This is a genomic window from Klebsiella sp. HN106 (assembly GCF_051209435.1).
GTDB classification, from domain to species: domain Bacteria; phylum Pseudomonadota; class Gammaproteobacteria; order Enterobacterales; family Enterobacteriaceae; genus Klebsiella; species Klebsiella oxytoca.
In genome coordinates this window covers 397,782-420,374 of record NZ_JBLURD010000002.1, presented here as the reverse complement: position 1 = coordinate 420,374, position 22,593 = coordinate 397,782, and the positions used below count along the sequence as shown (strand labels likewise).

Sequence of the window (22,593 nt, the reverse complement as noted above, 5' to 3'; positions counted from 1 at the left end):
ATAGCCCAAACGCCAACGTCAAAACAGCCTTTCACACACTTACCGCGAGGAAAGCGCCAGAGAATATTTCGCGACTCTGTGGCATGACGGGCAGAGCTATGCGCAGATAACGTCTATCATTAGAAGAAGTTAACCACACCGGAGGCGAAAAGATGAACAAGGTAGCTCAGTTTTACCGAGAGCTGGTGTCGACGCTCAGCGAGCGGTTACGCAATGGAGAACGCGATATCGATGCGCTGGTGGAGCAGGCCAGGGTAAGAATTAGCCAGTCCGGCGAGTTAACGCAGAGTGAAATCGACAACGTCATTCGCGCCGTCAGACGCGATCTGGAAGAGTTTGCGCTCAGCTATGAAGAGAGCCAGGAGGAGCTCACCGATAGCGTCTTTATGCGCGTGATTAAGGAGAGTCTGTGGCAGGAGCTGGCGGATATCACTGACAAAACCCAGCTTGAGTGGCGCGAAGTCTTCCAGGATCTCAGCCACCACGGCGTTTATCACAGCGGCGAAGTGGTTGGACTCGGCAATCTGGTTTGTGAGAAGTGTCATTATCATCTGCCGGTTTATACGCCGGACGTGCTGCCGCGTTGTCCAAAATGCGGGCACGATCAGTTCCAGCGTCGTCCATTCGAGCCCTGATCGATCGGGTCTGGTGCATAATTATTGCATCGGGCCCGATTAAAAATGATTAATTGTAAATTTTTTAGCCAATATAAGTTATATTGGCTTCCGTTTTAAGAATACGTCGTTCATCTTTTTTATCTCAACTGGTTTGCTACACATTTTTTCACTCAGCTACGGATTATCGTGCAGCCCATCGCAGGTATCACCGCATATTCTATTGACCCAATTAGTTTGCAATAAGATGCTCGATGCACGAGGTGACGATGGCGATCGCTTGCTAAAGGTGGATGGGCTTTGCCTGATGCAAGGCGTGGCCTGTTGTGGTTAATTATTGGCGATGCGCCGTTACCAGCGCATCGCTTATTTTTTAACGAATAGTATTTATTTCAGCATATTTATACTGTTGTTGCCCGCCCATTTCAGAGGCATAGTTATGATAAGAGTTAAGGACCAGCTTGTTAGCGGAAATAGAGCCTTTACCGCAGGTTGCCAGATTTAAAAAGCCGCAGCGGTAGCCGCCATTTTTAACAGTTCCTGTGGTCATGGTGAGAGAACCATTGGCTTTGATGGTGTTGTAGTTGGTGATATTAGCGTGATTTAGCGTATTCAGAGTCAAATCTCCGCTCGCAGAGATTTGCCCTTCATTAAGAATGCCGTTGGCCGCGCTAATAGTGTTATTATAGCCATCGATTGTTGCTCTGTTGCGAACATAATTACTTTCAATATTTAGTGACTTCCCATAAATATAATAAACATTGTCTAAAACATTAGTTTTAATCGATAACGAGTTTTGACCAATAATATTACCCTCCTGATCCAAATTTCCGTTAGTGATAATCGTTACATCATTACCGGAAATACTTCCTGTGTTATAAATTAACCCCGAATTGACTTTGTCATCCTTTTTAGATTGCACGGTCAGAGTGGAATGACCCCGGAGCTCACCGGTGACTTTGAGTTTATCGCCGCTGAATTCGACGTAGGTTATATTGCCGCGCATTGAACCCGCGTTGTCAATATTGTTGGCGGAAACCGCTAACTGACCATCGGAAACGGTATTTGAGCCCTTACGGGTGGTGAGATTGCCCCCGCTGGCTACGGATAACAATTGCGTTCCCTTCATCGTGCCGGCGTTAACAAGATCGCCGGTCGCGCTGATGGCAATCTGTTTACTACTGGCAATTGTGCCTTCATTGGTCAGGGTGCCCACACTACTGAGCTGCGTAACGTAAGCAGTACTATTAATTGTACCTGTATTTTTCATATCGCCCAAAGATGCCATTTTAGCCATAAGGCCGTTCGTGTTGATGGAACCTTCATTAACCAGAGAACCATAGCTGGTCATGGCGAGCGCGGCATTTGCGGTAATAGTGCCTTTATTACGCACGCCAAGACCTAAGGTATTACCCACCATGCTAATACTATTGGCCTTGATACCGCCCAGGTTGCTGATATCAATGCTGTATTCTGGAAAGATCATCTGCATAACCGTTGCTGTTTTACCCAGGGAGTTCATTTCCCCGGTCTGGTTATTATACGTAAAATTGCCCGCGCCGACGGCTGCACTGGCGGCGGTCACGGTGCCGTTAATCGCAATGGCATCCGCAAGCAGGGCGGCATAGTTAGTGGATGCGTTCATACCTTTATCACCGATGGTGATTTTCCCTTGTGTGACCGTATAGCTATCAATCGCCCCGGTATCGCTCAGGTTGACCTGGCCTGTGGTGAGTACCGTTTTGTTGGTGTTGATAAAACTGCACCCGGAGCAGGTGATGCCGTTGGGGTTGGCGATCACGACATCGGCTTTTTGCCCGTTAACTTCGATAAAGCCCTGCAGGTTACTCATTTTATTGGAGGTGACTTCATTCAAAATAACGGAAGCGCTGCCGTTGGTCAGATTATTATTCTTTGCGATATTACCGTGAGTGCTGTGGTTCACGTCGCTGGCGCTGTTGTTTAAAATAGTGCCGTTAGGGCCGACGTTGAATTCGCGATATAAGTTATGCGAGACGCCTGCGGCATTAGGCGCTTCAATATCAATAACATTTGCCCCTGACCTATGCGTATAGCTTGACGGGTCGGCATAAACAACGGATGAGCTTAGCGCTGCCGCCAGCGCAACATAGGAAACCTTGAATTTAAACATGTAATTTATTCCTTTAAATATAAAAAGATGAATCAGTAAATAGCAGTAATGCGCGGATGAAAACTAATACCTCCACTGTAATGAAAAGCCCATATTCATGGCATCGCTATGAAAGTCATCAGGTTTACTGATAGGCGTGCCGATAAAAAAGTCATATTGCGTTGATACTATTTCTCCACGGATCCCGCCGACTGCGCCAGAAAGGCTTTTCCCTTGCCGCGCGCGCTCGTTGCCGATGATTCTGCCGAAATCGAGTCCAAGATATAACTGCCGGTCGGCAGTAGGCATATTCCAGCTAAAATCGTTACGCCAGTACCAGCCCTGATTGGCCGATAGCGTATTTTCGCCGTCAAAACCGCGAATCGTCCAGCGATTGCCGATATTAAACTGGTTGTCCGAAGATAATATATCCGGGCTGAACTGGGCATGGAAACGCGGCATCCAGCTAAATTTATCGCCGGTTGCGGCAAACTGCATTAATGCCTGAATATCGGCATGCACGACGCGCGAATGGCGGCTGTATAAACCGGCTTTTTCCTCTGGCGTAGGCACGGAGCTGAGCCACGGCAGGCTGCGCTGAATACCCACGCTGGCGTCAACAATTTTATTGTTAAAATAGCGCTGGTGGCGCAGGGTTAATTCCCAGACCGGATTCTGTTTGCGCATGACGTAAAGCTCATCGCCGCCAAAAAAGTAGTGTGAACTGCTTTTCGCTATGCGCAGATCGGCGGTCGTTTTTTGCTGTCGGGTGTGTGAAAGCAGGCGGCTAAGGGTCGCGCTGTAATAACGGTTTTTACTTTTATAATCGATGCTTGACCATCTTCCTTTAAACAGCTGGCGGTACTGGCTGTAGGAGCCGTACATGCTCAATGACCAGTAACCAAAAGGTACGGAGTAGTAAAGGTTGCCGTTATGGTTGCCGTCGTTGTGCTGGTTGAATTCAACGTCGCCGCCTGCCGAGATGGACAGAATATCGTTCAGTGAGGATAAATCGTACAGGTACAGCGCGCCGCCGCCCTGATAGCGCCCGCTGGCGCGGCTACCGGCATCATCAAGCCAGGCGCCAACCTGCCACTGTTTATCCGTTACGCGGGCGATTTCAATATCGCTCTCGCCGATATGTTCCCCCGGCCGCAGTTTCATATGGGCGCTGGCGCCAGGCTGGCGTTGCAGGTTAGCCATTCCTTGTTCAAGATCGCTAAGGCGCAGGATCTTACCGGTATGCGTGGGCATCGAGGTCCACAGGTTCGTCGTGGCGCTATTCGGCGCAAAAGCAATATGCCCCGTTTTGCCATAAACAAGCGTTATCTTCAGAATGCCGCCTTCTAATGACTGGGACGGAACATCGATCAGGGAAGTGATATACCCTTGCGTTATCAGCTCATTTTGCAAAGCGGTCGTCAGCAGACGAATTCCTTCCACACCTAAACAATGGCCAATCGCCTGGGAGGCGATCTTTCCGAGGAGGGCGGTGGTTTTTGCTTTGTCCTCGGAGGCAATATCAACTTGCGTGATATATCTGCAGGTCGCTTCTTCGGGAAATATTAAAGTTTGCGTTTTTACATGGCTACGAGAGGATTGGTATTGCTGCTGATGGGGCATTAATGCGCTTTCACGGGCTTTATCCTGTTCAACCTGGTTTACCGTTGCGGCCTCAATACCCGCGCGGGCAGTAAAACAGGTGAGCAGATTTAAACACAAAATAATGGCCAGGCTGTTGGTATTAGTCCACATGAAGCAATATCCGTTTGTTTCATTGAGTGAGATTATTATTAATAGCTATGCGCGGTCGGAAATAGCCAGCGACGTATAGCAAGTCGATTGAAATATTATTTTTAAATAATTCATACTCCGGGGGGATTATTACGAGAGGCTGTATGCTAACGATGCCGTGGCGGTTTATCCATTCACCGGCCCCTGAATTCTTTGTGAAATATTTACTTCACGTTGTGAAGCTGACGCCTTGAGATGAAGCGATTGAAAGGGGAAGGGCTGCGGGCGCGCACGGTGATATCGTGCGCGCCGCAGAACCTAGTGCAGAATTTTGGCGAGGAAGTCTTTGGCGCGTTCTGATTGCGGGTTAGCAAAAAACGCTTCTTTATCGGCGTCTTCGACTATTTTACCTTCATCCATAAAGATGACCCGGTTGGCGACCTTACGCGCAAAGCCCATTTCATGAGTAACCACCATCATGGTCATCCCTTCATTCGCCAGTTCAACCATGACGTCCAGCACTTCATTAATCATCTCAGGGTCAAGCGCGGAAGTGGGTTCATCAAACAGCATGGCGATGGGGTCCATGCACAGCGCGCGAGCGATGGCCACGCGCTGCTGTTGGCCGCCCGAGAGCTGAGCGGGGAATTTTTCAGCATGGGCGGAAAGCCCCACGCGTTCCAGCAGCTTTAGCCCTTTTGCTCGAGAAGCTGCTTTATCGCGATTGAGCACCTTAACCTGCGCCAGGGTGAGGTTATCAATAATCGATAAGTGCGGGAACAGCTCGAAATGCTGGAATACCATCCCGACCCGCGAGCGCAGTTTGGCGAGATTGGTCTTTTTATCGTTGACGGTGGTGCCGTCGACGATGATTTGACCTTGCTGGATGGGCTCCAGGCCGTTGACGGTTTTAATCAGCGTTGATTTACCCGAACCCGAAGGCCCACAGACCACCACCACTTCGCCTTTTTTCACTTCCGTGGAGCAATCGGTCAGCACCTGAAAGTGACCATACCATTTTGAAACATTTTTCAGGGTAATCATTACACAGTCCTTTTCTTCAACCAGCTGACCAACAGCGATGCGCTGAGGCTAATAACAAAATATACGGCGCCTGCGAACAGCACCATCTCCACCTGGGTTCCGTCACGTTCGCCAATCGTCGAGGCGGTGCGGAAAAAGTCGGCCAGGCTCAGGACATAAACCAGTGAGGTATCCTGGAACAGGACGATGCCCTGAGTCAGCAGCAGCGGTACCATGGCGCGAAACGCCTGCGGCAGGATCACCAGCTTCATAGATTGCCAGTGGGTCATGCCCAGCGCCAGCGCAGCGCTGGACTGGCCGCGGGAGATACTCTGAATACCGGCACGAATGATTTCCGAGTAGTAAGCCGCTTCAAACATGGAAAAGGCGATCATCGCCGAAATCAGCCGGATATCGGTTTTCGGCGACAGGCCAAGCACGTTCTGCAGGAAACCCGGGACAATCAGATAAAACCACAGCAGTACCATTACCAGCGGAATAGAACGGAAGACGTTAACGTAAGTTTTGGCAAACCACGCCAGCGGCAGGAAACTCGACAGGCGCATCACGGCCAGAATCGTCCCCCAGACAATCCCGATAACAATCGCGGTCACGGTGATTTTTAACGTGATGACCAGTCCAGCCAGCAGGTATGGCATGGAAGGGATAATAGAACTCCAGTCAAAATCGTACATTATTTACCCCCCATATTGCCCGGCAGGCGGACCTTACGTTCGACCACGTACATGATCAGCATGATGACGGCGTTGATAAAGACGTAGGCGAGGGTGATGGCGGTAAACGATTCCCAGGCATGGGCCGAGTAGTCCAGCAGTTTACCCGCCTGCGCGGCCATATCGGCAAGTCCAATGGTGGAAGCGATGGCCGAGTTTTTCACCAGGTTCATCATTTCAGAGGTCATTGGCGGCACGATAACGCGGTAGGCGTTGGGCAGCAGCACGTAACGATAGGTTTGCGGAAGCGTCAGCCCCATCGCCAGCCCGGCATTTTTCTGGCCGCGCGGCAGGGACTGGATGCCGGAACGAACCTGTTCGCAGACGCGAGCGGCGGTAAATAATCCCAGACACAGCATCGAAGAAACGAAAAACTGAATATTAGGGTCCAGCTCGGACTTAAACCACATGCCGATATTTTCCGGCAGCAGTTCAGGCACCACCAGATACCAGGTGAAAAACTGCACGATAAGCGGAACGTTACGGAACAGCTCAACGTAACAGGTACCGATAGTCGAGAGTAGACGATTAGGGACGGTACGGAGAATACCGAATAGCGAGCCTACGAAGAAGGCGATAATCCAGGCCGTGACCGACAGCGTAACGGTGACCTGAAAACCACTCCATAGCCAGCCTAAATAGGTAGTATTGCCGAACGGGGCCTGTTGCAGGAATATCCCCCAGTTCCAGTCTATTGACATACATGACTCCTGGAAAAAAAAGGGTAGCAGCGCTACCCTCGAAGATTATTGCTCAGCCTGTTTCGGTATTCGCGGCCGCTGGGGAACGACCAGCCGCCGTATAGTCTGTCCGCGCCGTAGCAACAATCGGGAGGGCAGGAGTTCCTGCCCCTTGTTTTTTTAATTAGTTAAGAGCTTTGTCGTTAGGTGATTTGAACAGCGCTTTCATTTCGTCAGAGAGTTCAAAATTCATATTCAGGTTTTTTGGCGGAATAGGATTTTTAAACCACTTGTCGAACCATTTTTCGGCTTCACCGGAGGTCTGCGCCTGGGCTACCGTCTCATCAACCAGCGTTTTGAACTGCGGATCGTCTTTACGCAGCATACAGCCGTAAGCTTCCTGAGATTGCGCCGTGCCGACGATCTCCCAATTATCCGGCTTCTTCGCCTTCGCCCGTTCGCCCGCCAGCAGCGCGTCATCCATCATAAAGGCCACCGCGCGTCCGCTTTCCAGGGTACGGAAAGAGTCGCCGTGATCTTTAGCACTGATAATGCGCATGTTCATTTTTTTCTCGTCATTCAGCTTATGCAGCAGAATTTCGGAGGTAGTTCCGGAGGTGACGACGACGGCTTTATCCTTCAGGTCCGGAAAGTCCTTAATCGCGCCGCCTTTTTTCACCAGCAGACGGGTACCGACAACGAAAATGGTGTCGGAGAAGGCCGCCTGTTTCTGACGTTCAAGGTTGTTGGTGGTGGAACCGCATTCGAAATCATAGGTACCGTTTTGCAGCAGCGGGATACGGTTTTGAGACGTAACCGGGATCAGCTTCACCTGCAGATCCGGTTTGTTCAGCTTTTTCTTGATGGCATCAACGATCGCATTTGAGTAGTCCTGGGAGTAGCCTACGACCTGCTGCTTGTTGTCATAGTAAGAAAATGGAACGGATGATTCACGGTGACCAACGACGATGACGCCGTTTTTGGCAATTTTATCCAGAGTGCTCTGGCCGGTGGTTGCTGCTGCGTCTTCTGCCTGCGCCGCGCCGGCGGTCAGTCCCATGACCAGCATTGCTGCGGCCAGTTTACGTAATTGCATATCCGACTCCTTATCCTCAGCGTCGTTAAACGCTATTGATACCCATTGTGAATGTGTGTGCTTTTTATGGCTGCCGTCTTTGTGTGCAGCATTTGTATGTGTTTGTTAGCATTTAGTTTGGCTTAATGTAAAGATTTTGCTGCTATATTGTTGGTTTTTGCGAGGCGCACCGCACCATTTAAAGGCAAAAATCCCCCATTGCACCAAAATAGCGCTACCTGATGATCTGTGGTGGTGCAACCGGGTTGTACCCCTCAGGATCGCGTTGCTACGGGAATTTATTAAGCAATGGCCGTGCCAATATGCAACGAAAGGAAGAGATGATCGCGGCGACGAAAGCCGCCGCGGTAGAAGAGAAAGGAGGAATTATTGACGGCGCTGGCGCAGACTCATCAGCAGGGCGCCAAAACCGAACAGGATGGTTAACGCCCACAGCGGCCAGTTTCCCGTACGAGCGTACGGCGTCAGTCCTGTCGTTGGGGTCACTTTGCTGGTTAACACGGCGCGGGTGAACTGCGGGATCATTGCCTGAATTTCACCGCGCGGGCCGATGACCGCGGTTATGCCGTTATTGGTGCTACGCAGTAGCGGACGGGCCAGCTCCAGCGCGCGCATACGCGCCATCTGGAAATGCTGCCACGGGCCGATAGATTTGCCGAACCACGCGTCGTTAGAGATGGTTAGCAGAAAATCCGTGTCCGGGCGGAAGTTATCCCGCACCTGCTCGCCAAGGATGATCTCGTAGCAGATAGCCGCCGTCAGTCGCATGTTATGCGCCACCAGCTGCGGCTGTACGTACGGACCGCGGCTGAAAGAGGACATTGGCAGATCAAAGAATGGCGCCAGCGGACGCAGAATCGATTCCAGCGGCACAAACTCGCCAAACGGCACCAGATGGTTCTTGTTGTAGCGATTCTTTGAGTCGTAGCTGTACGGGTTATCTTTGCCCAGCGTAATAATGGTGTTGTAAGTATCGTAGCGATTACGCGCGTTCAGGCGCGCGTCGACGATGCCGGTAATCAGCGAGCTGTTTTTCGACCGCATCAGGTCATCCATCATACTGAGGAAGCGCTGCTGATTAATTTCCAGATCCGGTATCGCCGACTCCGGCCAGACGATCAGCTGCGATTTGCCCATATGCGGCTGGGTGAGATCCAGATAGGTTTTCAGGGTATTGAGTAGCTGATCCTGGTCCCATTTCATCGCCTGGGGGATATCTCCCTGTACCAGCGAAACCGTGGTCGCGCGCTCCGGCAGCAGCTGATACCACTGAATATAGCGCAGCGGGAAGGGCAGGGCGAACAGCACGACGGCAGCGACCAGCGGCTTCCAGCTGCGCTGCACGATAGCCAGTATCAGCAAACCGCTGACGATCATCAGCAGGAAGTTAATCGCCTCGACGCCCATAACGGGCGCCAGCCCTTTGAGCGGACCGTCGATCTGGCTGTAGCCAAACTGTAACCACGGAAAGCCGGTCAGCACCCAGCCGCGCAGAAACTCGGTAACCTGCCATATCACCGGGGCGGCGATGGCAACGCGTACCCAGCTGGTTTTTGGCCACAGGCGCGAAAGAATACCGGCAAATAATCCGGTGTACAGAGAGAGATAGGCGGCCAGCAGAACGACCAGGAAAACGTTGACCGGCCCGGGCATACCGCCGAACTGCGCGATACTCACGTAGACCCAGTTAATACCGGAGCCGAACAGCCCTAAGCCCCAGAAATAGCCGATCGCGGCGCTTTGCACAGGACGGCGGTTGAGGGTTAAGCCCTGCAGGCCGATTAATGAAATAATCGCCGCCGGCCAGATGTCATAAGGTGAAAAAGCCAGCGTTCCGCTGGCTCCGAATAAAAGCGCCAGCAGCAGGCGTACGCGCTGGCGTTCAATGAGAGAGGCAAATACCATTTAGGTTAATCGTCCCGTTGGATTAGTCTTCCAGCTTCGGCTGCGGGGCATCATCAGGAAGCTTTACGTGTACCTGAATAATACGTCGGCTGTCGGCCATTGCGACCTTGAATTGGTAACCATCAATGTCGATAGACTCGCCGCGGGCAGGCAGATGACCAAAGGCCTGCATCACCAGACCACCGATGGTATCAACCTCTTCATCGCTGAAGTGGGTGCTGAAGGCTTCGTTGAAGTCTTCGATTGAGGCCAGCGCGCGTACCGTCCACGTATGGCGGCTCAGCTGACGGAAATCGATATCTTCTTCTTCGTCATATTCGTCTTCTATCTCACCGACGATCAGCTCAAGGATATCTTCAATGGTCACCAGACCCGAGACGCCGCCAAACTCATCGATAACGATAGCCATATGATAACGCTGGGAGCGGAACTCCTTCAGCATGCGGTCAACCCGCTTGCTTTCGGGCACGACAACCGCCGGGCGCAACACTTTTTCCATGCTGAAGGCTTCAGCATCGCTGCGCATAAACGGCAGCAGATCTTTGGCCATCAGAATCCCTTCGATGTGATCTTTGTCTTCGCTGATCACCGGGAAACGCGAGTGGGCGGATTCGATGATCACATCGAGGCACTCGTCCAGCGTCTGGTTGCGTTTCAGGGTAATCATCTGCGAGCGGGGGATCATGATGTCGCGGACGCGCTGGTCGGCGATATCCATTACCCCTTCGAGCATATCGCGCGTATCTTCGTCGATAAGGTCGTTTTGCCCGGAATCACGGATCAGCGCCAGCAGTTCATCACGGTTTTTCGGTTCCCCGTGAAAAAGCTGGCTGAGTAACAGGGAGAAGAATCCCTTTTTGCTGTTTACTGTGTCGCTACTGTGTGAATTGTCGTCGCTCATGGCGTCGTATGGGTTCTCATGTTGGTTAAATAGTCGCTCGTCACGCGTATACTCAGCGCCCGGCATAGCGGCCAGTCGCCGGCAAAGCCGGCAACAGGTTATTCCTTCTCGGCAATGTACGGATCCTCATAGCCCAGAGCAAGCATTATCTCCGTTTCGAGGGATTCCATCTCTTCCGCTTCTTCATCAATAATATGGTCATAGCCCAAAAGATGCAGGCTACCGTGGACGACCATATGCGCCCAGTGCGCCTCCAGCGGTTTACCTTGCTCTTGCGCTTCCTGCTCGACCACCTGACGACAGATGACCAGATCGCCAAGCAGCGGCATTTCGATGCCGGGCGGCGCTTCGAAGGGGAAAGAGAGCACGTTAGTCGGTTTATCTTTCCCACGATAGGTCAGGTTCAGCTCGTGGCTTTCCGCTTCATCAACCAGCCGAATCGTGAGTTCCGACTCCTCCTGGAACTGCGGAATAACGCTATCGACCCAGCGCTGAAACAGGGCTTCATCCGGCATTCCGCTGTTATCTTCGCAAGCCAGCTGTAAATCGAGAATGACCTGACTCATTTATGCTCCTGTTCCTGGGCTTCGCGTTTGCGCTCGGCGGCCAGCTCTGCTTTACGTTTCTGGTCTGCTTCTTCCCAGGCTTCATAGGCGTTAACGATACGGGCAACCACCGGATGGCGCACCACGTCTTCGCTATGGAAGAAGTTGAAGCTAATCTCATCGACTTCTGCCAGCACTTCAATTGCGTGGCGCAGGCCCGATTTGGTGCTGCGCGGCAGGTCAATCTGTGTGACGTCGCCGGTAATGACCGCCTTAGAGTTAAAGCCGATACGAGTCAGGAACATTTTCATCTGTTCGATGGTGGTGTTCTGGCTTTCATCAAGAATGATGAACGCATCGTTCAGCGTACGGCCGCGCATATAGGCCAGCGGCGCGACTTCAATCACGTTGCGCTCAATCAGCTTTTCAACTTTCTCGAAGCCGAGCATCTCAAACAGCGCGTCGTACAGCGGCCGCAGGTACGGGTCCACTTTCTGGCTCAGATCGCCGGGCAGGAAGCCCAGTTTTTCGCCGGCCTCAACCGCCGGACGGGTCAGAAGAATACGGCGGATCTCCTGGCGCTCCAGCGCGTCTACCGCTGCGGCGACCGCCAGGTAGGTTTTCCCGGTCCCGGCAGGGCCGACGCCGAAGGTAATATCATGGTCAAGAATATTGGCGATGTACTGCGCCTGATTCGGCGTACGCGGCTTAATCACGCCACGCTTGGTTTTGATATTCACGGCCTTGCCGTAATCCGGCACGCTTTCGGCGCTCTGCTCCAGCACGCGGGCTTCTTTGATCGCCAGATGAATTTGTTCCGGTTCAATATCCTGAATTTCGCCGCGCATCGGTGCGGTATCAACGTACAGACTGCGCAGGATATCCGCCGCTGCGGTGACGCAAATCGGCCGGCCGGTCAGTTTAAAGTGGTTGTCACGACGGTTAATCTCGATGCCGAGACGGCGTTCCAGCTGTTTAATGTTGTCATCAAACGGGCCGCACAGGCTCAGCAGACGGGCGTTGTCCGCGGGCTCAAGGGTGATTTCGCGAGTGTCTGTATTCAAACTGTTCCTCTTATACATTGATAGCCGGAGGGTAGCCGGTCAGGAAATTATTCACGTCATCGGAATATGGCGCAAGCATCGCTGTAGATATTGGGTTCAGGAGAGGAAATACAAGGCCTGCCGGAGCGGCAGGCCTGAACGGATTATGGCTGGTAGATGCCGACGCCCAAATCGTTTTCTTTACGGGTACGGGCAATCACCGACTCCGGGGTTTCCGCGATACGCAGACCCATTTCGTCCTCGGTGCGCACTACTTTACCGCGCAGGGAGTTTGTCCAGACGTCGGTGATCTCGACATCAACAAACTTACCGATCATCTCAGGCGAGCCTTCGAAGTTCACCACGCGGTTATTCTCGGTGCGGCCAGACAGCTCCATGATGCTCTTGCGTGAGGTGCCTTCCACCAGAATGCGCTGCACGGTGCCGAGCATACGGCGGCTCCAGGCCATCGCCTGCTGGTTGATGCGCTCCTGCAGAATATACAGACGCTGCTTCTTATCCTCTTCCGGTACATCGTCGACCATATCGGCCGCCGGCGTTCCCGGACGCGCGGAGAAGATGAAGCTGTAGCTCATGTCGAAATTCACATCGGCAATCAGCTTCATGGTCTGCTCGAAATCCTGGGTGGTTTCGCCAGGGAAGCCGACGATGAAGTCGGAGCTGATCTGAATATCCGGACGCGCCGCGCGCAGTTTACGGATAATCGCTTTATATTCCAGCGCCGTATGGGTTCTGCCCATCAGGTTCAGCACGCGGTCGGAACCGCTCTGTACCGGCAGGTGCAGGAAGCTGACCAGCTCCGGCGTATCGCGGTAAACCTCGATGATATCGTCGGTGAACTCGATGGGGTGGCTGGTGGTAAAGCGGATCCGGTCGATACCGTCGATCGCCGCAACCAGACGCAGGAGATCGGCAAAGCTACCGGTGGTGCCGTCGTAGTTTTCCCCGCGCCAGGCGTTCACGTTCTGCCCGAGCAGGTTGACTTCACGTACGCCCTGAGCCGCAAGCTGGGCGATTTCAAACAGGATATCGTCGCTTGGGCGGCTCACTTCCTCACCGCGGGTGTAAGGCACCACGCAGTAGGTGCAGTACTTATTGCAGCCTTCCATGATGGAAACAAAGGCGCTTGGGCCTTCGGCGCGCGGTTCCGGCAGGCGGTCGAACTTTTCGATTTCCGGGAAGCTGATATCGACGACCGGGCTGCGGTTGCCTCGTACCGAGTTGATCATTTCCGGCAGACGGTGCAGGGTCTGCGGCCCAAAAATAATATCGACATAGTGGGCGCGCTGGCGAATATGATCGCCTTCCTGAGAAGCCACGCAGCCGCCAACGCCAATGATCAGGTTGGGGTTCTTCTCTTTTAACAGCTTCCAGCGTCCTAGCTGATGGAAAACTTTTTCCTGAGCCTTCTCACGGATTGAGCAGGTATTGAGCAGCAGCACATCCGCTTCTTCCGCCACTTCGGTGAGTTGATACCCGTGGGTGGCATCCAGCAGATCGGCCATCTTTGATGAATCGTATTCGTTCATCTGACAGCCCCAGGTTTTAATATGGAGTTTTTTTGTCATCGACTTGCTCATGCTTAATTAGGTATACCCAAAGTCAGCGTCTTCACCGGATGTTGCTCTGCAATGTGAAGGGTGACGGATATAAAGCCAGGATTGCAGGGCGCGTATTGTAATGCTTTGACCGCGCCCTGACCAGTACGACCGTAATCACCGCAAGCCGAATAAAAATCCGGTAAACTGAGGAGATTCGGGTTTAAGGATAATAGCCATGACAATTCATGCAACAGATGTCGTTATCGTTGGCGGCGGGATGGTCGGCGGCGCCCTGGCGCTAGGCCTGGCGCAGCAGGGCTTTACGGTGACGGTCATTGAAAAAAACGCGCCGCCGGCTTTTGACGCTTCTTCCACGCCTGACGTGCGTATTTCGGCGATCGGCGCCTCATCGGTAGGGCTGCTGAGAGGCCTGGGCGTCTGGGATAGCGTGCGGTCCATGCGCGCCCATGCCTATCGCCAGCTCGAGACCTGGGAGTGGGAAAGCGCGCATGTGGTGTTTAACGCCGCGGAGCTGAAGCTGCCGGAACTGGGCTATATGGTAGAGAATAACGTCCTGCAGCGTGCCCTATGGCAGGCGCTGGAGACCCACGAGAACATCTCCCTGCGGGTGGGCACATCGCTTCAGGAGATGCGTCGCGCAGAGACGCACGCTTCGGTCACGCTGACCGATGGCAGCCAGCTTGATGCGCGGCTGGTGGTGGGCGCGGACGGCGCCAGTTCACAGGTGCGGCAGCTGGCAGGAATCGGTATCCATGCCTGGCAGTACCAACAATCCTGTATGTTAATCAGCGTGCAGTGCGCGGAGGATCCCGGCGATAGTACCTGGCAGCAGTTCACCCCTGCGGGGCCACGGGCGTTTTTACCGCTGTTCGACCATTGGGCTTCGCTGGTGTGGTACGACACGCCGGCGAGGATTCGCCAGCTGCAGGGCATGAGCATGGCTCAGCTACAGCAGGAAATTATTCGCCACTTCCCGGCGCGGCTGGGAGAGATGACGCCGCTAAGCGCGGGCGCGTTTCCGTTGACCCGTCGCCATGCATTGCAGTATGCCAAACCTGGGCTGGCGCTGGTGGGCGATGCTGCGCACACCATTCATCCGCTGGCGGGGCAGGGGGTCAATCTGGGCTATCGCGATGTCGATGCGCTGCTGGATGTCCTGGCCAGGGCAAAAACCCACGGCGAAGAGTGGGCCAGCCTACCGGTGCTCAAGCGCTACCAGACGCGCCGTCAGGCGGACAATTTTATTATGCAGTCGGGGATGGATCTGTTTTACGCCGGATTTAGCAACGATTTGCCACCGGTGCGGATACTGAGAAATATTGGGCTGATGGCGGCCGAGCGCGCTGGCGGACTGAAGCGTCAGGCGTTGAAATACGCGTTGGGGTTGTAACGTTGAGCGGCCCGGCTGCCGTAGATGCGGCCGGGTCGGGAAGTTCCGCCGGTATCGCCGAAATACCAGAACGCAAAAAGCTCGCCGAAGCGAGCTTTTTGCTATTTATTGGCTGGGGTACGAGGATTCGAACCTCGGAATGCCGGAATCAGAATCCGGTGCCTTACCGCTTGGCGATACCCCAATTTTATTTTGGCTATCTTGTGCTGAAGTCAGACTTAATCACAGCCTGGAGAGACTTCAACAAGCGCTCCTCTGAAGCGAGCGTCTTTTGAAATTGGCTGGGGTACGAGGATTCGAACCTCGGAATGCCGGAATCAGAATCCGGTGCCTTACCGCTTGGCGATACCCCAATTTCTTTCTGGATTTATCGAACTGAATCAATAATTCCTTGATATGGTGGCTACGACGGGATTCGAACCTGTGACCCCATCATTATGAGTGATGTGCTCTAACCAGCTGAGCTACGTAGCCAGATACGTATTCTATTTTCGATGGCTGGGGTACCTGGATTCGAACCAGGGAATGCCGGTATCAAAAACCGGTGCCTTACCGCTTGGCGATACCCCAATACCGTCGCGGTTAACCGCAAACATCGAAAATATGGCTGGGGTACCTGGATTCGAACCAGGGAATGCCGGTATCAAAAACCGGTGCCTTACCGCTTGGCGATACCCCAACAAAAAAAACTTTTACTTACAACGCGAACGAGTAAATGGTGCGGGAGGCGAGACTTGAACTCGCACACCTTGCGGCGCCAGAACCTAAATCTGGTGCGTCTACCAATTTCGCCACTCCCGCAAAAAAGATGGTGGCTACGACGGGATTCGAACCTGTGACCCCATCATTATGAGTGATGTGCTCTAACCAGCTGAGCTACGTAGCCATCTTTTTTTTCGCGTTACCTTATCGGCGTTGCGGGGCGCATTATGCGTATTGAGCTTTGAAGCGTCAACCTCTTTTTCATTGAAAATGGGCTGAAAGTAACTGTTTGGTTAGGTTGCGAACAGCGTGGCGCAATAATCGGCAATTATTGGTTATTTATCGTTTTTAGCGGCTTAAATAAGGCTCAAAGTAAAAACGGACTCCGAAGAGTCCGTTTGGCAAAAAACGAGGCTTAGTAGGCCGACTGGTGTACGCCCACCGCGCGTCCGGACGGATCGTTCATTTTTTTGAAAGATTCATCCCACTCGATCGCTTTTGCGGAGGAGCAGGCGACGGACGGGCCGCCAGGCACGCATTCTGCGGCGCTCGGTACCGGGAAGAGCTCTTCAAAGATCTCACGATACAGATAGGCTTCTTTCGACGATGGCGTGTTGTACGGGAAGCGGAAGCTGGCCGTTTCCAACTGCTGATCGGAAATTTGTTCAGCGGCCACCTCTTTTAAGGTGTCGATCCAGCTGTAACCGACGCCGTCAGAGAACTGCTCTTTCTGCCGCCAGGCGACGCTTGCTGGCAGATAAGATTCAAAACATTCGCGCAGAATATGTTTTTCCATTTTACCGTTGCCGCACATTTTATCCTGCGGGTTGATACGCATTGCCACATCAAGGAACTTCTTATCGAGGAACGGCACGCGGGCTTCAACGCCCCAGGCGGACATCGCCTTGTTCGCACGGGCGCAGTCGAACATGTGCAGCGCCTGCAGTTTGCGTACCGTCTCTTCGTGCAGCTCTTTGGCGTTTGGCGCTTTATGGAAATAGAGATAGCCGCCGAACACTTCATCAGAACCCTCGCCGGAGAGCACCATTTTGATGCCCATCGCTTTGATTTTACGCGACATCAGATACATCGGCGTCGAAGCGCGGATGGTGGTGACATCGTAAGTTTCAATGTGATAGATAACATCGCGAATCGCGTCCAGCCCTTCCTGGACCGTAAAGTGGATCTCGTGATGCACGGTACCCAGATGGTTAGCCACTTCCTGCGCGGCTTTCAGATCGGGGGCGCCTTCCAGCCCAACGGCGAAGGAGTGCAGCTGCGGCCACCAGGCTTCGGATTTTTCCTGATCCTCGACGCGGCGGGCGGCAAATTTCTTGGTGATAGCGGAAATTACCGATGAGTCCAGGCCGCCGGAGAGCAGTACGCCGTACGGAACATCGGACATCAGGTGGCTTTTCACCGACTCTTCCAGCGCCTGACGCAGTTCGTTTTTGTCCGTGACGTTGTCTTTCACCGCGTCATAGTCGAACCAGTCGCGCTGATAGTACTGGCGAATTTCGCCATCTTTGCTCCACAGGTAGCTGCCTGCCGGGAACTCTTTAATCGTGCGGCAGACCGGTACCAGCGCTTTCATTTCTGAAGCGACGTAGAAGTTGCCGTGTTCGTCATGGCCCATATACAGCGGGATAATCCCGATGTGGTCGCGACCAATCAGGTACGCGTCTTTTTCACTGTCGTAGAGCGCGAAAGCAAACATTCCCTGCAGATCGTCGAGGAAGTCCGGACCTTTTTCCTGATACAGCGCGAGGATGACTTCGCAGTCGGAACCGGTCTGGAAGGCATAGCGATCGCCGTATTCCGCGCGCAGCGCCTGATGGTTGTAGATTTCCCCGTTGACGGCGAGCGCGTGCGTTTTTGCGGCATTATACAGCGGCTGTGCGCCAGCGTTCACGTCAACGATTGACAGGCGTTCATGCGCCAGAATGGCTTTATCGCAGGCATAGACGCCGGACCAGTCCGGGCCGCGGTGGCGCATCAGGCGGGAGAGCTCCAGTGCCTTTTTACGCAGCTCGCCTGCGTCAGTTTTAATATCCAGTACGCCAAAAATCGAACACATAGCCTTCTCCGTTACCCTGTCTTATTTGATGTTGTGCAGGCTTCGTCTCGTTGCGAAGCCCTGGTGCGTGCTTAAGAAAATGCCGCAAAGGGGCGGAGGGCGCAAGGGTTTTACGGCTGGAAAAGGAAATAATGCAATGACGATTGCTGAATAGTGAAAAAAGAGCATGTTTTAAGCGCTTTCATTGAATGATATTTAATAATGAGGCTTTTTTATTAGATGAAGGGTTTTTTTGGGGCTTTAAAAGAGAAAAACCACGTCATGAGACGTGGTTTTATTCAGAAAATATCAATTTCCGCAACGGAAGGATAAATCCATGAGGGGCGGAACGGCATGCTGTCGATATCATCGAGCGTGGCAACGCCCGAAAGCACCAGGATAGTTTCCAGACCGGCCTGGAAGCCCGCCAGAATATCCGTGCGCAGATTATCGCCGACGATAACCGTTTGTTCCGAATGCGCCTGCATTTTATTCAGCGCGGAGCGGATGATCCACGGGCTTGGTTTACCGACATAGAACGGCTTACGCCCGGAGATTTTCTCGATGCCGGCGCACAGCGCGCCGCAGGCCGGATAGTAGCCGCGGCCGTGCGTATCCGGGTTAGTGGCGATAAAGCGCGCGCCGTTGGCGACAAAAAACGCCGCTTTATGCATCATCTCCCAGTTAAAGGAGCGGGTCTCACCGACGATAACGAAATCAGGATTGACGTCAGTGATGGTAAAGCCGGCTTTGTACAGTTCGTGAATCAGCGCGCCTTCGCCGACCACATAGGCTTTTTTACCTTCCTGACGGCGCAGAAAATCCGCCGTGGCCATCGCAGAGGTATAAAAGGCAGTATCAGGGACATCAATTCCGGCGGTCGCAAAGCGGTTCGCCAGGTCCTGGCCGGTCTGCGAAGGGTAGTTAGTCAGCATCACCAGCGGCATCTCTTTTTCGAGAATGCGCTTGATGAATTCGGCGGCGCCCGGTACGGCCACATTGTCGTGCATCAGCACGCCGTCAATATCACAAATTACGTTTTGAATGGTCATGGACTGTCCGACATCGTTAAAGAAAGGCGAAACTATAAAGCGGCTTTAGCTTTCCAGCAAACGCTGGAGCAGGATCCCGTTAAGCATCGCGCGCTTGACCAGAGCAAAAGCACCGATGGCAGAACGATGATCGAGCGTAGAACGGACCACCGGCAGATTTTTACGAAATGCCTTCAGCGCCTGGGTGTTAATGCAGCCTTCAATAGCCGGCAACAGCACTTTTTCCGCTTCGACGATCTCACCGGCAATCACCACTTTTTGCGGATTAAACAGGTTAATGGCGATGGCGATAGTTTTACCCAGATGACGGCCAACGTGCTCGATCACCTCGCAGGCCAGCGCATCGCCTTTATTCGCGGCTTTACAGATCGTTTTGATCGTACAGTCATCGAGGGAGATTTTGCTCTGATAACCCTGTTCCAGCAGATGACGAACGCGATGTTCAATTGCCGCGTTGGCGGCGACGGTCTCCAGACAACCGAAGTTACCGCAGTGGCAGCGCTCGCCTAAGGGGTCGACCTGAATATGGCCGATTTCGCCGACGTTACCGTTACGGCCAATAAAAATCCGCCCGTTGGAGATGATCCCCGCGCCGGTTCCGCGGTGTACGCGCACCAGAATGGAGTCTTCGCAGTCGTGGCTCGCACCGAAGTAGTGCTCCGCCAGCGCGAGGCTACGGATATCGTGACCGACAAAACAGGTGACCTTAAACTTTTTTTCCAGCGCTTCGACCAGACCCCAGTTTTCAACCTGGATGTGCGGCATGTAGCGAATGACGCCGCTTTCCGGATCGACCAGTCCCGGCAGGATCACCGAGATGGCGATCAGTTCGCGGATTTTACGCTGGCAGCGCTCCATAAAGGCGGCAATGATATTTAGCAGCGCGTGTTCCAGGGTTTCCTGGGTTCTTTCCGGCAGCGGGTAGTGCTCTTCTTCAAGCGTTTTGCTGCTCAAATCATAGAGCGTCAGGGTGGCGTCATAGCGGCCCAGGCGTACGCCGATGGCGTGGAAGCTGCGGGTTTCCGCAACGATGGAGATAGCGCGGCGGCCCCCGGTGGAGGCCTGCTGATCGACTTCTTTGATCAGCCCGCGTTCAATAAGCTGACGCGTAATTTTCGTTACGCTGGCAGGGGCAAGCTGGCTTTGTTCCGCAATCTGGATACGCGAGATGGGGCCGTGCTGATCGATGAGCCGATAAACGGCCGCGCTGTTCAGCTGTTTTACGAGATCGACGTTACCAATTTGAGCCTGTCCGCCTGCTGTCATACTTTACTTACTCAGTGACGACCTCGTTACCATTAACGATGGTCTTGGTGATTTTATAGTCGCGGGTAAATGCGGTCAGGTTAGCGACCATCCCCGGGGCAATGCAGCCCAACTGTTTGTCTACGCCAATCGCACGGGAAGGGTAGAGCGTTGCCATACGTAACGCTTCGTCCAGCGCGATGCCGCAATGCTCAACGAGGTTACGCACCCCTTCAATCATGGTCAATGAAGACCCGCTGAGGGTACCGTTCTCATCTACGCACAGGCCGTTCCGGTAGTATATTGTTTTACCAGCAAAAATGAACTGCTCAATATTGGCGCCTGCCGGAGCCGTTGCATCAGTAACGAGACACAGCTTATCGCCTTTCAGGCGTTTAGCGAGGCGAACGTTAGCGTAATCGACGTGCATACCATCGACGATAATACCGCAGTAGACATCCGGCTCGTCGAAAATCGCGCCGGCGAGACCCGGTTCGCGGCCGGTGATATACGGCATGGCGTTAAACAGATGGGTAGCGAAAGTGATGCCGGAGCGGAAGCCGACTTTTGCCTCTTTGAGCGTCGCGTTGGAGTGACCGGCGGAAACGATGATGCCTGCCGCGACCAGTTTACGGATAACTTCTGGTTCCACGCGTTCCGGCGCCAGGGTGATTTTGGTGATGACATCCGCGTTTTGACACAGGAAATCGACCAGCGCGGCATCCGGCTTACGTACGTAGTCCGGATTGTGGGTGCCTTTTTTAACAATATTCAGCCACGGGCCTTCAAGATGCAGACCCAGGGCCTGGTGAGGATGTTTTTGCAGGTATTCACGCATCACGCGCACGCCCTGTTTCATCAGATCATCGCTGGCGGTAATCAGGGTGGGCAAATAGCTGGTGCAGCCGGAGCGTTCATTGGCTTTCTGCATAATTTCCAGCGTTTCAACGGTCACCGCGTCCGCCGTGTCGTTAAACTGCACGCCGCCGCAGCCGTTAAGCTGGACGTCGATAAAACCGGGGGCAAGGATTGCACCATCAACCGAGCGCTGTTCGATACCGGTTGGCAGCTCTGTTTGAGGACAGATACGTTCGATAAGGCCATTGGCGATAACAATCGCATGGTCATCCAGAATTTCATGACCGGTATAAATCCGGCCTTGGGTTAATGCATACATTACGACCCCCGGTTATCAAAAATGATTGTCCCGCGGGGGCAGCCGCGGGACGAGACTACATTACAGACCTTTGATGTTTTCAGCTTCTAATTCGTTGAAATATTTCAGGGTCTTAACTTTTAGTTCCATGGTGGACGGCTCATCGCAGACCACAACGGCTTTCGGATGCAGCTGCAGACAGGTAATAGTCCACATATGGTTAACGTTGCCTTCAACCGCCGCCTGCAGCGCCAGCGCTTTCTGATGGCCCAGTACCAGAATCATCACTTCTTCCGCATCCAGCAGGGTGCCCACGCCAACGGTCAGCGCGTACTTCGGCACCTGATCAACGTCGCCGTCGAAGAAGCGGGAGTTCGCTACGCGAGTATCGTGGGTCAGGGTTTTAATACGCGTGCGTGAAGCCAGAGAAGAGGCTGGTTCGTTAAAAGCGATGTGGCCATCGTTACCCACGCCGCCCATAAACAGGTGGATTTTACCGTAAGAACGAATTTTTTCTTCATAACGACGGCATTCTGCATCAATATCCGGCGCGTTACCATTCAGCAGATTAATATTTTCCGCCGGGATATCAACGTGATCAAAGAAGTTGCGGTGCATAAAGCTATGATAGCTTTCCGGGTGATCTTTCGGCAGACCAACGTACTCATCCATGTTGAAGGTCACAACATGCTTAAAGCTAACCTGGCCTGCTTTGTGCATCTCAACCAGCGCTTTGTAAGCGGTCAGAGGCGTACCGCCGGTAGGCAGACCGAGGACAAACGGACGGTCTGCAGTCGGTTTGAACGCGTTGATGCGGTTAACGATATGCCGGGCAGCCCATTTACCGACTTGTTCAGCAGTTACCAGGGGGATCAGTCTCATTGTTCACCTCAATAGTTAAATTAGAACCTGGCGGATTGGCGCCAGCATACTAGTAAGAGTATTGCAGTTACTGCGCCGACCGGGGTCAATCCGTGTTGATTTTTTGAATGATAAAATAAGT

18 protein-coding genes and 7 tRNA genes are annotated in these 22,593 nt (G+C 53.2%); 2 read left to right on the top strand and 23 right to left on the bottom strand.

Annotated features, from left to right (window positions below):
- Positions 1-152 precede the first annotated feature (152 nt).
- Complete coding sequence (locus tag ACSIPU_RS08650) at positions 153-635, top strand: zinc ribbon-containing protein (RefSeq protein ID WP_004100180.1); 483 nt, start codon at positions 153-155, stop codon at positions 633-635.
- 352 nt (positions 636-987) lie between these two features.
- Here the strand turns inward: ACSIPU_RS08650 and ACSIPU_RS08645 are convergent, their stop codons facing one another.
- The 11 genes from ACSIPU_RS08645 to miaB form a co-directional block, all read right to left on the bottom strand.
- On the bottom strand, positions 988-2,766 hold the full coding sequence (locus tag ACSIPU_RS08645) for a filamentous hemagglutinin N-terminal domain-containing protein (protein ID WP_049593399.1): 1,779 nt from the start codon (positions 2,764-2,766) through the stop codon (positions 988-990).
- Positions 2,767-2,829: 63 nt separating this feature from the next.
- Entirely contained in the window at positions 2,830-4,500 is a 1,671-nt protein-coding gene (locus ACSIPU_RS08640) for a ShlB/FhaC/HecB family hemolysin secretion/activation protein (protein WP_049593398.1), read from the bottom strand.
- A 297-nt stretch (positions 4,501-4,797) separates the two neighbouring features.
- Positions 4,798-5,523: an amino acid ABC transporter ATP-binding protein gene (locus ACSIPU_RS08635; protein WP_004100186.1), complete on the bottom strand. Its 726-nt coding sequence runs from the start codon at positions 5,521-5,523 to the stop codon at positions 4,798-4,800.
- Positions 5,523-6,197, bottom strand: a complete 675-nt coding sequence (gene gltK / locus ACSIPU_RS08630; protein ID WP_004100190.1) for a glutamate/aspartate ABC transporter permease GltK — start codon at positions 6,195-6,197, stop codon at positions 5,523-5,525. The genes ACSIPU_RS08635 and gltK overlap by 1 nt, the downstream gene beginning before the upstream one ends.
- Entirely contained in the window at positions 6,197-6,937 is a 741-nt protein-coding gene (locus tag ACSIPU_RS08625; RefSeq protein WP_004111387.1) for an amino acid ABC transporter permease, read from the bottom strand. Before ACSIPU_RS08625 ends, gltK begins: the two co-directional genes overlap by 1 nt.
- A gap of 163 nt (positions 6,938-7,100) precedes the next feature.
- The gene (locus ACSIPU_RS08620) at positions 7,101-8,012 is read right to left on the bottom strand and encodes an amino acid ABC transporter substrate-binding protein (protein ID WP_004100196.1); all 912 of its coding nucleotides are present in this window, start codon (positions 8,010-8,012) and stop codon (positions 7,101-7,103) included.
- Between the two features lie 366 nt (positions 8,013-8,378).
- Positions 8,379-9,917, bottom strand: a complete 1,539-nt coding sequence (gene lnt, locus ACSIPU_RS08615) for an apolipoprotein N-acyltransferase (RefSeq protein ID WP_023329448.1) — start codon at positions 9,915-9,917, stop codon at positions 8,379-8,381.
- A 22-nt stretch (positions 9,918-9,939) separates the two neighbouring features.
- Complete coding sequence (corC, locus tag ACSIPU_RS08610; protein WP_017146349.1) at positions 9,940-10,818, bottom strand: CNNM family magnesium/cobalt transport protein CorC; 879 nt, start codon at positions 10,816-10,818, stop codon at positions 9,940-9,942.
- A 98-nt stretch (positions 10,819-10,916) separates the two neighbouring features.
- Entirely contained in the window at positions 10,917-11,384 is a 468-nt protein-coding gene (gene ybeY, locus ACSIPU_RS08605) for an rRNA maturation RNase YbeY (RefSeq protein WP_004100202.1), read from the bottom strand.
- Entirely contained in the window at positions 11,381-12,427 is a 1,047-nt protein-coding gene (locus tag ACSIPU_RS08600) for a PhoH family protein (protein ID WP_004100205.1), read from the bottom strand. The genes ybeY and ACSIPU_RS08600 overlap by 4 nt, the downstream gene beginning before the upstream one ends.
- Before the next feature lie 143 nt (positions 12,428-12,570).
- A complete protein-coding gene (gene miaB, locus ACSIPU_RS08595) occupies positions 12,571-13,995 on the bottom strand; it encodes a tRNA (N6-isopentenyl adenosine(37)-C2)-methylthiotransferase MiaB (RefSeq protein WP_004111391.1) in 1,425 nt (474 codons plus the stop codon).
- Positions 13,996-14,203: 208 nt separating this feature from the next.
- Between miaB and ubiF the strand changes: the two genes are divergently transcribed.
- Positions 14,204-15,379 (top strand): 3-demethoxyubiquinol 3-hydroxylase, encoded by a 1,176-nt coding sequence (gene ubiF / locus ACSIPU_RS08590; protein WP_196557902.1) that lies wholly within the window; start codon positions 14,204-14,206, stop codon positions 15,377-15,379.
- A 109-nt stretch (positions 15,380-15,488) separates the two neighbouring features.
- Here ubiF and ACSIPU_RS08585 read toward each other — a convergent pair.
- The 12 genes from ACSIPU_RS08585 to nagB all read right to left on the bottom strand — a co-directional run bounded on the left by ACSIPU_RS08585 (position 15,489) and on the right by nagB (position 22,472).
- A tRNA-Gln gene (locus ACSIPU_RS08585) sits at positions 15,489-15,563 on the bottom strand.
- A 94-nt stretch (positions 15,564-15,657) separates the two neighbouring features.
- Positions 15,658-15,732, bottom strand: a tRNA-Gln gene (locus ACSIPU_RS08580).
- Between the two features lie 44 nt (positions 15,733-15,776).
- A tRNA-Met gene (locus ACSIPU_RS08575) sits at positions 15,777-15,853 on the bottom strand.
- A gap of 21 nt (positions 15,854-15,874) precedes the next feature.
- Positions 15,875-15,949 (bottom strand) — tRNA-Gln (locus ACSIPU_RS08570).
- A 34-nt stretch (positions 15,950-15,983) separates the two neighbouring features.
- Positions 15,984-16,058 (bottom strand) — tRNA-Gln (locus ACSIPU_RS08565).
- 37 nt (positions 16,059-16,095) lie between these two features.
- Positions 16,096-16,180: transfer RNA gene (locus ACSIPU_RS08560), tRNA-Leu, on the bottom strand.
- 8 nt (positions 16,181-16,188) lie between these two features.
- Positions 16,189-16,265 (bottom strand) — tRNA-Met (locus ACSIPU_RS08555).
- A gap of 231 nt (positions 16,266-16,496) precedes the next feature.
- Positions 16,497-18,158, bottom strand: coding sequence for an asparagine synthase B (asnB, locus tag ACSIPU_RS08550; RefSeq protein WP_004100213.1), 1,662 nt, complete (start codon positions 18,156-18,158; stop codon positions 16,497-16,499).
- A 278-nt stretch (positions 18,159-18,436) separates the two neighbouring features.
- Positions 18,437-19,189: an HAD-IIA family hydrolase gene (locus ACSIPU_RS08545; protein WP_004100215.1), complete on the bottom strand. Its 753-nt coding sequence runs from the start codon at positions 19,187-19,189 to the stop codon at positions 18,437-18,439.
- A gap of 45 nt (positions 19,190-19,234) precedes the next feature.
- The gene (nagC, locus tag ACSIPU_RS08540) at positions 19,235-20,455 is read right to left on the bottom strand and encodes a DNA-binding transcriptional regulator NagC (RefSeq protein WP_004100216.1); all 1,221 of its coding nucleotides are present in this window, start codon (positions 20,453-20,455) and stop codon (positions 19,235-19,237) included.
- A 7-nt stretch (positions 20,456-20,462) separates the two neighbouring features.
- On the bottom strand, positions 20,463-21,611 hold the full coding sequence (nagA, locus tag ACSIPU_RS08535) for an N-acetylglucosamine-6-phosphate deacetylase (protein ID WP_004100218.1): 1,149 nt from the start codon (positions 21,609-21,611) through the stop codon (positions 20,463-20,465).
- Between the two features lie 60 nt (positions 21,612-21,671).
- Positions 21,672-22,472, bottom strand: coding sequence for a glucosamine-6-phosphate deaminase (gene nagB / locus ACSIPU_RS08530; protein WP_004100220.1), 801 nt, complete (start codon positions 22,470-22,472; stop codon positions 21,672-21,674).
- Between the last annotated feature and the right edge of the window lie 121 nt (positions 22,473-22,593).